At 57.6% G+C, this 9,114-nt stretch carries 7 protein-coding genes and 1 pseudogene; 2 read left to right on the forward strand and 6 right to left on the reverse strand.

Annotated features, from left to right (window positions below; genetic code table 11):
* A partial coding sequence (locus tag FFS27_RS22760; RefSeq protein WP_171019220.1) for a transposase occupies nucleotides 1-317 on the reverse strand: 317 nt, incomplete at its 3' end.
* Nucleotides 318-444: 127 nt separating this feature from the next.
* Between FFS27_RS22760 and FFS27_RS22765 the strand changes: the two are divergent.
* A pseudogene (locus FFS27_RS22765) lies at nucleotides 445-624 on the forward strand (IS3 family transposase); the annotation flags it as partial.
* Nucleotides 625-728: 104 nt separating this feature from the next.
* The gene (gene proS, locus FFS27_RS22770; RefSeq protein WP_019485392.1) at nucleotides 729-2,219 is read left to right on the forward strand and encodes a proline--tRNA ligase; all 1,491 of its coding nucleotides are present in this window, start codon (nucleotides 729-731) and stop codon (nucleotides 2,217-2,219) included.
* Between the two features lie 8 nt (nucleotides 2,220-2,227).
* Here the strand turns inward: proS and FFS27_RS22775 are convergent, their stop codons facing one another.
* Genes FFS27_RS22775 through FFS27_RS22795 form a run of 5 tightly spaced genes read right to left on the reverse strand, consistent with a single transcriptional unit; the run spans nucleotide 2,228 to nucleotide 8,526 of the window.
* Nucleotides 2,228-3,454, reverse strand: a complete 1,227-nt coding sequence (locus FFS27_RS22775) for an MFS transporter (protein WP_157740142.1) — start codon at nucleotides 3,452-3,454, stop codon at nucleotides 2,228-2,230.
* The gene (locus tag FFS27_RS22780; RefSeq protein ID WP_023124007.1) at nucleotides 3,441-4,193 is read right to left on the reverse strand and encodes a class I SAM-dependent methyltransferase; all 753 of its coding nucleotides are present in this window, start codon (nucleotides 4,191-4,193) and stop codon (nucleotides 3,441-3,443) included. Before FFS27_RS22780 ends, FFS27_RS22775 begins: the two co-directional genes overlap by 14 nt.
* 13 nt (nucleotides 4,194-4,206) lie before the next feature.
* On the reverse strand, nucleotides 4,207-5,106 hold the full coding sequence (locus tag FFS27_RS22785) for a serine hydrolase (RefSeq protein ID WP_023094157.1): 900 nt from the start codon (nucleotides 5,104-5,106) through the stop codon (nucleotides 4,207-4,209).
* Nucleotides 5,096-5,824 carry a thioesterase II family protein gene (locus FFS27_RS22790; RefSeq protein WP_019485388.1) on the reverse strand — a complete coding sequence of 243 codons (729 nt, stop codon included), beginning with the start codon at nucleotides 5,822-5,824 and terminating at the stop codon, nucleotides 5,096-5,098. Before FFS27_RS22790 ends, FFS27_RS22785 begins: the two co-directional genes overlap by 11 nt.
* A complete protein-coding gene (locus tag FFS27_RS22795) occupies nucleotides 5,821-8,526 on the reverse strand; it encodes an SDR family NAD(P)-dependent oxidoreductase (RefSeq protein WP_171019221.1) in 2,706 nt (901 codons plus the stop codon). The genes FFS27_RS22790 and FFS27_RS22795 overlap by 4 nt, the downstream gene beginning before the upstream one ends.
* Nucleotides 8,527-9,114 lie beyond the last annotated feature (588 nt).

Consider the following 9,114-nt stretch of genomic DNA (forward strand, 5'->3'; position numbering starts at 1 on the left):
TAGGCTTCCTGGATCACCGCCGCCAATGCCTTCTCGGCGGTGCGACGCGCCTCCAGAAAGGACGGGAAATAGCTACCCTGGCGCAATTTGGGAATGCGCAGATCAACGTCACCCAAGCGGGTTTGCCAGAGACGCTCGCGGTATCCATTGCGGCTGTTACTGCGCTCGCTACTCTTGACGTCGTAGCTGGCACCGCACAGCACTTCGACATCCAGTTCCATCAGACGCTGGGCGACGAACTGGATCATGTACTTGAGCAGATCGGCATCCGCCTTTTTCTCGGCGAGCTCGCCTAATGCAATAGTGGCTTTGGTCATCGTGGTTCTCCTGGTTATGGGTTGCTTCTACAAGCTCAACCTTTACCAGAACCACGATGGTCTTCCTCTCACACCTGACGGCGCTTCGGCTTGACCTTACTTACACCACTTCCTGGAACACGATCGGTTCTTTGGCATACTCAAGCGCGAATGGGTCTATCGGGTACACTGTCAGACGCTCGATGCAGCCAGGCGTGATGTGTTCGAATACATCGAGCGATTCCACAATCCGAGAATGCGGCGCAGGACTGCTCGGCAGGATTTGAGGTTTTCAGCTCTTTTGAAACCGTCCGTGGAAATGGGGTAGAACCCTGAGACGGTTGCACAAAATTTCGGACACCCTCGCGTTCTGCCGCAGCGCGTCTATGCTGATAGTTTTACATTCCAAATCATCTGCTATGTAGAGCCTGTATGAAAACTGCAATCAAACCTACGCGAGCCGAGAACTTTCCAGAGTGGTATCAGCAAGTCGTCCAGCACGCTGAGATGGCTGAGAATTCGCCAGTAAGGGGTTGCATGGTCATTCGACCCTGGGGTTATGGTATTTGGGAACATATTCAGCAAGAACTGGACAGGCGCTTCAAGGAGACGGGCCATGTCAATGCTTACTTTCCGTTATTGATTCCATTGTCGTTTCTGCAAAAGGAGGCCGATCATGTCGAGGGCTTCGCCAAAGAGTGCGCAGTCGTCACCCATCATCGTCTCGAGCAGGACGCAGAGGGTGCTCTGGTGGCCGCCGGCGAACTCGAAGAGCCGCTGATCATCAGGCCGACCAGCGAAACGGTGATAGGCGCCTCATTTGCTCGCTGGGTGCAGAGTTATCGGGATCTGCCATTGCTGATCAACCAGTGGGCCAATGTGCTGCGCTGGGAAATGCGACCGCGGATCTTCCTACGAACTTCGGAGTTCCTATGGCAAGAAGGCCATACGGCCCATGCATGCAAAGAGGAGGCCCTGGAGGAAACCCTGAGAATATTGAATATCTACGCGGACTTCGTCCACGACCACCTGGCGATCCCAGTCATCAAGGGCCTCAAGTGCTCCTGGGAGCGCTTTCCTGGCGCGGTCGATACCTACACCATCGAAGCCATGATGCAGGATGGTAAGGCGTTGCAGGCGGGTACGTCGCATTTTCTGGGGCAGAATTTCGCTAAAGCTTCCGATATCCGCTTCATCAATCGCGACGGTCAGCGAGCATTCGCCTGGACGACCTCCTGGGGGGTATCCACACGAATGATCGGCGCAATGATCATGACGCACGGTGACGATGATGGTTTGCGGGTTCCACCCAAAGTGGCGCCCGTGCAGATAGTTATCGTGCCCGTCGTTCGCGATGAGTCGGACAGGCAGTCGATCCTGGAGGCTTGCGAAGTACTGCGCTCGCAGCTGTCAGCGCAGCGCTGGGACGATCAGCCGGTACGAGCGCTGGTGGATAAACGAGAACTAAGCGGTGCGGACAAGAAGTGGTACCACATTAAACGAGGTGTTCCGATACGGGTTGAGATTGGCGCCAGGGAAGTTCTGGCAAACACGGTGTCGTTAAGTCTTCGGACCGAGCCCAAAGACGTTGAAAGTTCGACAGTCGAACACTTTATCGATAGCGTAAGTCAGCGACTTCAGGGGATACAGGACCGACTATTGGAACAGGCCAGTCAGCGTTTACTGGAACGGACGATCACCGTAACTTCATTGAGCGATTTTAAGCGAGCGTTCGAGGAGGAGCAGCAGACTGCGCCATTCGTACTGGCGCCTTTTGTGGATCATCCTCACGTAGAAGAGGGGCTCTCAGGCATGGGCGTCAGTGTCCGTTGTCTGCCCCTACAACAATCAGGTGATACACACCATTGTTTGTTCACTGGGCAAGCGACCAAGACAATGGCGCTATTTGCCAAATCCTACTGAACCTACGCTCACCCTCCGCCACCGTGCTCGTCGACGAGTACGGTTGGGCGGATTTTCCGACTGTGTCGCAGCAATATGCCCCCGCCTGTGGCGAGCAGTGTCAGAAGATAAACCAAGAGCCAGATCGGGCTCACCTGAGAAAGGATCAGCCCGGCCATCAGCGGAGTGGAGGCGGCACCCAAATACGTTAGATTCTGCGAACTGTAGTAGGCCCCGGCGCGGTGTGCAGGCGCGATTTCAGTGATGAACAGAAATTCGACAGGCTGCACGATGATTTCGCCGACGGTGAATATCAGCGTGAACAGTATCCATCCCACTAGTGTGCTGGACGTGCCGAAGCCAATGAGTCCAATGGCAAAGGCCGCCAGGGAGAGTCCGACCCAGCGCGCGAAATGTTCAACTGAGACGTGACGGCCCAACACATATTGCAAACAGGCGGACGTCAGCGCGTTAGTGATGAAAACGACATTGATGATTTCGTACATCTGCTGGACCGAGTAGCGCGTCAGCAAATATTGGCCGATGTAGAGATGAAACTGGCCAAACACGCCTGCGAGCAAGATAGTCGCCAGCGTGTAGGTCAGTAATGTTCGATCTGCGACCATGCTCCTGAGGGTCGACAGCATCGCTTCCTGGGGCGTGGAGTCGTCGCTGCCACAGTCGCTTGGCTGCCAGGGGAGAAAGGCTGCAGCCATCAACAGTGAAGCCATGACTGCACACAGTAGTAGCGGACTTCCGCCGAGGCTGTGCAGCCAAAGACCCATCAATGGCCCGACGGCGTAGGCGATGTTGGTCAGGCTGTACTTCACCGAGAGGACGCCTGCCGTCTGATGCGCACTGAACCAGCGAGCGATGCACAGACGCACCGCAGTCTCCGAAGCCAGGTACGCCAAGTTCAGGATCAGACACAGCATGAACGCAACGATCAACGAGTCGCACAGTTGCAGTCCCACATAGGCCGCGCTTTGCAGCAGTGGTGAAAGTACCATCACCCACTTGGGCCCTAACCGGTCGGTCAGCGCCCCCGCCACTAAGCTCACCAGAGAACTGAACAAGACAAAACCAGCGATGAACAGCCCTATTTGGTCCACTGCAAGGCCGAAGTTGACCTTCAAGTACACCAGGAAGTAGGCCATGAATGCGGCACGCGCCAATGTCGGCAACGCCGACAAAGGAACGATCAATCCACGGCCGTGACACAGCGACGCAAGCGCCAGAGGTTTAGATAAAGCCATGGACGACACGCGTTGAATACCGAAGCGATACTCGACCTTGCACCTGGAATTGTCGATGAAGCGCTTGCAGGGCCGTAATCGCAGCTTCGTACTCGGTGGTTCCCGGCAACGCGGCGTACGAGCACGACAGGGTTCTGTCGATGAATTCATCAATCCCCAACTGCTGGGCATTGGCAAACCTGCGTTCCTCGAACGGCCCAGCGTAAAAGTCGTTCACGCGGTCCTCGAGTTCCCGGTCGATGTCGAGCGTCTGTGCGTAGTGCTCGAACAGTTGTGCGAGCATGGCTTCATAAGCGATATGGAAGGCGTCGTGGTCAGGGCTTCTGATGTTCCACGCCAGTATGACCGGTCCGCCGACATTCAGGATTCGGCGAAACTCCTCAGCCGCTCGCCGAGTATCGAACCAATGGAAGGATTGGCCGCACACAATTGCACGAGCCGAGCCTGAGGCCAGTCCGGTTTCTTCGGCAGATCCCTGTCGATAATCTGCGTTCTGGTCACGGTTACGCGCTTGAGCGAGCATCTGACTGTTGGGTTCGATGCCGATCATGGGAAGTCCTAAAGCGCCAAGCTGGCGAGTGAGAATACCTGTTCCTGCACCGATATCGACAATCGGTAGCGTCGACAGGCGTGGAACGCAGTGATCGATCCACGTGATCGCGGCGCTGGGGTAGAGCGGTCTTGCGCGCTCGTACAAGTCAGTTTTTCCGTTATAGGACTTCGCCAATGAGAGGGTCATGGGCCCGGCTCCGTTAATCATGCTGAAGTGTGCAATAGTCATCGAGCAGGCGTGAAAACAGCCCAATGAAGTCTCTGGCGTGGGCAAATGCACACGTGGTGGGAGCGACATGGTTCAGATCGTCAACGATGACCGAAACGATCACCTTCACCTGACCTTGGCGCATGAAGTAACCCACGTTGTTGTAATTGCGATAACCAATGCCGTGTTTGTCACCTACGTGACTGGCATCGTCGAGCCAACTTCGGATTGCCGTGGTGTCTTGTTGCCCACGCATGCACGCCAGGCCGAATTCACACAGTTCTGGGGCAATGAATGTCGGGCCCCTGCCGGTGCCTTGGACGCCCTGCACCATCAACTCCAGGGCTTTCACCAGATCCGAAGCGGTGGTGGTATTCACCGCTTCCAGGGGATGATCTGCATCGAGCAGCGGGTTGGGGACGGCACCGACATGGTGGGTGTGCTGCAACTGTAACGTCTTTGAAAACGCATTGAGCCGCTGCAGGCCGAGCCGACGGACGAGATGGAACGTGGCTACGTTGTCGCTCAGGGCCATCATGCATTTGAGCAACTCCGCAATGGTGAACGCGCGGGGTTCGTCCAGCAGCCATAATGCCCCGCACGTCTGCTGGCCAGCCGCCTGCGGAAGTAGCCAAAGCCTGTCGTCGAGCCGCCAGTTACCGGTCTCGATTTCGCGCAGTACCGCGATGAGGATGAACAGTTTGCGGGTACTCGAGGCAGGGCATGGCGCATCGGCTGCCTGTTCGAAGCGCGAGCCTGTCTGCCAATCAAGGATGCACCATCGATAAGCGCAACCTGGCCCCGTTCGGGACAGCGTGAGCATGCACTGATGAATGTCCTGAATCGTCGAGCAACGCGCTGGGTACTGGTGTGCAGGCATTTCAATAGGCATGTGCGGTGACCTCACGAAGCGTTCGTGCCACCGTCTCAGCTACGGCTGCGAAGTTCGTGCGGATGAAGAAGTGATCGCCTGCGACCGTCGTCAATTGGCACCTGCCCAACGTATGACGCGCCCAGCCCGAGTAATCGGGCTGCTGATCGGTCACCGGGTCGTTATCGCCCAGTACGAGATGGATGGGCGCCGATACCTGCGCAGGCGGGCATCTGGAGAGGTCGATGGCCAGCTGAAAATCTGCGCGTATGACCGGCAGAGCCTGTTGCATGAGTTCAGGGTTGCTCATCAGTTCTGGCGGCGTACCGCCCAACTCCTGTAGAACCTGCAGCAGGCGCTGATCGCTCAGATCACGTTCATAGGCGCCCATGGCAACGGCGAAGCGCTCGGGCGCCAGGCAGCCACTGACGAACAGTGCCTCTGCGCGCAGTTCCAGACGCTGCTCAAGACTGACGAGCAGCTCAAAGGCGAGTCGACCGCCAAGACTATGCCCGAACAGCGCGAACCGGCCGCGGCAGCGGCTTTGCACCTGCTCGAGAAGATAGGTGATCGTGGCTTCCCGGCTGTTGAACGCTGGAGCCCCGGGCGACTGGCCCCGTGGCGGCAAGTCCACAGGTATGACCTGAGCCATCGGTAGTAGACGTTGCCAGCGTGCGTAGAAACTCGCGCTGCCTCCCGCGTAGGAAAAGCACAGCAATGAAATACGGTCCTGGCTCACACGTCACTCTCCGTCAGTTGGAGTAGGGCATCGAGCTTCTGGCTCATCAACTGTGCCCAACCTTCTACCTGCTTGTGGCTGAAGCGCTGACTGTGATGCCAGAAATTCAAGCGCAGGTCGTCTTCAAGTATCTCGACTACCAGGTGCAGGCCAGGGACACGCTGCATGTCTTCTATATTCGCTTGGGCCAATAGACTGTCTGAGATGGGCCCGAGAATTTCTACACCTTCCACACGCACCTGATCTGGCGCCGGGACCGTGTGCCGATAGTTGAGGAAGTTGATTCCCAGATCGGAGAAGTAGGTATCCAGTGCCATACCCGCGAACGCTGGGACAACATCAATCAGCATACTTGGGTGCATCAACGGATAGTCCTGCATGGCGTTGATCGTGCGTGCGACCATCCCTATGCCATCAAGCCACTGGTGATGCACCGTAATTGGAATGGGCCAAGGCGAAGTGAAGGGGCCAATGACATCGTTGAACTCCTCGAGACCGCGGCCGCTATTGATCATGCTTATCATGAGCTTGTCGCACCGCAAAACGTGCGCCATGGTGGAGGCGTAGGCATACAAGACCGCATTGAATACGCTGAAACCGTATTCGCCCCCCAAGGCCGACAGGCGCCGATTGGCCGATGGCAACTCAATACTGTATCGGCTTGAAGGCGCCACCGTCGTCAAGGTGAACCCTGGGTGGTCAGGCAGCGCTGTGGGACCCTCGAAGGCGTTGAATAGCCCCCGGAAGAAGGCAGCATCTTCTGCCCAAGTGCTATGGTACTGGGCCTGTCTTCTGGCGTAGTCGGCGTAGCGCAGGCCCTCTGCACGTGTGCGTGGCGTTTGATTTCGCGTAAAGGCGTGCAGGCAATGGGCGAATCGTTCGAGCATCAGCGTCAGCGATTTGCCATCGAACTCCAGGTGCTGCACACCTAGCAGCGCGATGAAAAAAGGTGCTCCCACGTCAATGAAACGCAGTGCCCAGGTCACGTTCACCTGCGGCTGGGGTAGCGTGCGAGCCATTGCGCGCACCTGCTCGCCAATCTGCTGGGCTGGATCGGCCACATCTCGCAGATCCACGAAAAGCGCGTCGAAGCTGTCCAGTACTTCGTGGGTCGAGCGGATCTGCGGTCTACCTTGCGGGAAAAAGGTGCGCAGCAGCGGTTCTTCGTCCAGCACTTGAGACAAGGCCGCATAGCAATGCTCCCGCTGAAGCGGCGCATGAATTCGATAGGGAATGACCCGCAGGCCGTACCCTTTGGCGATCAGCGAAAGCCAGCGAGCCTGCTGGATCGACACGGGGGACTCCCCTGTTTCCACGCCATCCTGTGACTGCGGTCGAGCGCCAGGCGCTCGCCATTGTTCGGTCCCGGTCAAGGTTGCGACCACCTGCGCGAGCGCGTCCATATTGGCGATCTGCTGCAGTTGCTTAATGCTGTAATCAATGCCCAACTGCGTGGTGAGTGCATTGCGCAATTGCACCTTTGCCAGTGAGTCGAAACCCAACTCGGCCAGCGTCGCCTGGCTGATGTCCTGGAAGCTGCGTTGTGTCGAGGCGTTCAGCCCTACCAGGTTGTCCACGGTCTTCATCAGCCACGGCTCGAGCTCCAAGCGCCTGGCTCGCTCGTCGTGACAGGTACTGAGCCTCTCAGCCAGGGTGAGAGAATCCGGGGTCGAGATCGCGCTTGCCTGGGTTGACGGGGTCAACTGCTCAAGCAACCTGGCGCATGCGGGCGAGCGGGCAGCGAGCTGCTCGACGTCCAACTTCATGAATGCGTTGTTGCCAGGCGGTTGGGCCATCAGTTGACTCAAGTAATCGATGCCTTGGGCGCTCGAGTGCCCCAGCAGTCCGCCGGCTTGCAAGATGTGTTGACGTTGAGGCTGATCGCGTAGAGCACCGGCGTCGAGCCAAACGCCCCAGTTGATGGTGGAGACTTTGGCTGCGGCGGCAAAGCGCTGGGTTGGCAATGCGTCAAGGAAGGCGCTGGCAGCCCCGTAGGCCGCTTGTCCTCCATTGCCCAGCAACGCAGTAGCGGATGAGAAGTTGATCACCCACTGGATCTGCAAGCCTTGTTCGGCAAGCACAGTGCAAAGCGTGAGGATGGCTGTGCATTTGGCTGCGAACGCCCGTCGCAGATCCTCGATGCTGACGTCTTCGTACAACTTGTCTTGCAGATCCACCGCCAGATTGAACAGGCACAGCTTGCCCAGGCGAGCGCTGCTGGCCCAGGCACGACATTCTTCTCGCCCTTGTTCACTGCTGGTATCCATACAGTGGTAGTGGACCTGAGGATGGCTACGCATGATTGCCTGCAGTTCATCTGTCGGCCGCATGGATCGTCCAATCACATGAATATCGCTGACATGATCGTCCACAAGACGCTGTATCAAATGCCTGCCAATCCCTCCGCCGCCCCCCAGCAGTAGATACGTTATGCCGTTGTCGAACTTCATTGGTGTCTGCTCGAGGTTCGCTGCCTCCAGGCGCGGGACCTGAGCAGTGCCGTCGCTACAGTGCACCAGCGCCTCATCGCTGTGCAGCACCTGCCGTAACACCCTCGACTCGTTTTCATCATCCAGCTGCGCAGGCGAATGCTGGACGAAATGCACCACGCACGCCCGCAGTTGTGGACACTCGATCATGACCGTGCGGAACAAGGCGGCCACGCTAGTAGCGAGTGCTGAAGGATGATCGGGATGGGCCATTGCGCCCGGACTTGCACAGATCGCACAAAGCCGAGGCAGTTGTGCGTACGTTCGCGTCAGACTACGCACGATGCTCAGAAGATAGGCACACACCATCACTGCCGCGTCTGGCTCGTCTGTCGGCAGATGAGTCAGGTCTGCGTAAACGCAGTCGAATCCTTCCGGGTACTCTCGCCAAAGCGTGTCGATTGCGGCAGGCACGCAGTGATCGGGTCCTTGGGCAGCCCTCATCCAGGGGTCCGAGTCCACAGCCCAGACTTGGCCGAAAGCCCGTTGCAGTGCTGAGCAGTATCTGGAATGCGAATCTGGGGTGAGCAACAACACGTTCGTTGGGGGCGTGCTGATCGATTGAGCGTTTTCGCAGGAAAGTGGATGCCAAGTGGTTTTGTAGAGGCTTGGTGTGCTCGCCTCAGGGACGTTGCTTTCGATCCAGCAGCGCACCCGTTGAAATGGATAACTTGGCAATCCTTCGAGCAAGTGGGGCGACGTTGCCAGCGAACTGCTGAGTTGGGCGCCATCGCTGTAGAGCCGTGCGAGCACCGCCAGGTACTGCTGATCGCTAGCGCGTCCCTTGCGAGTCATTGGAAG

Source organism: Pseudomonas sp. 2VD (assembly GCF_005503585.1).
GTDB lineage: Bacteria > Pseudomonadota > Gammaproteobacteria > Pseudomonadales > Pseudomonadaceae > Pseudomonas > Pseudomonas aeruginosa.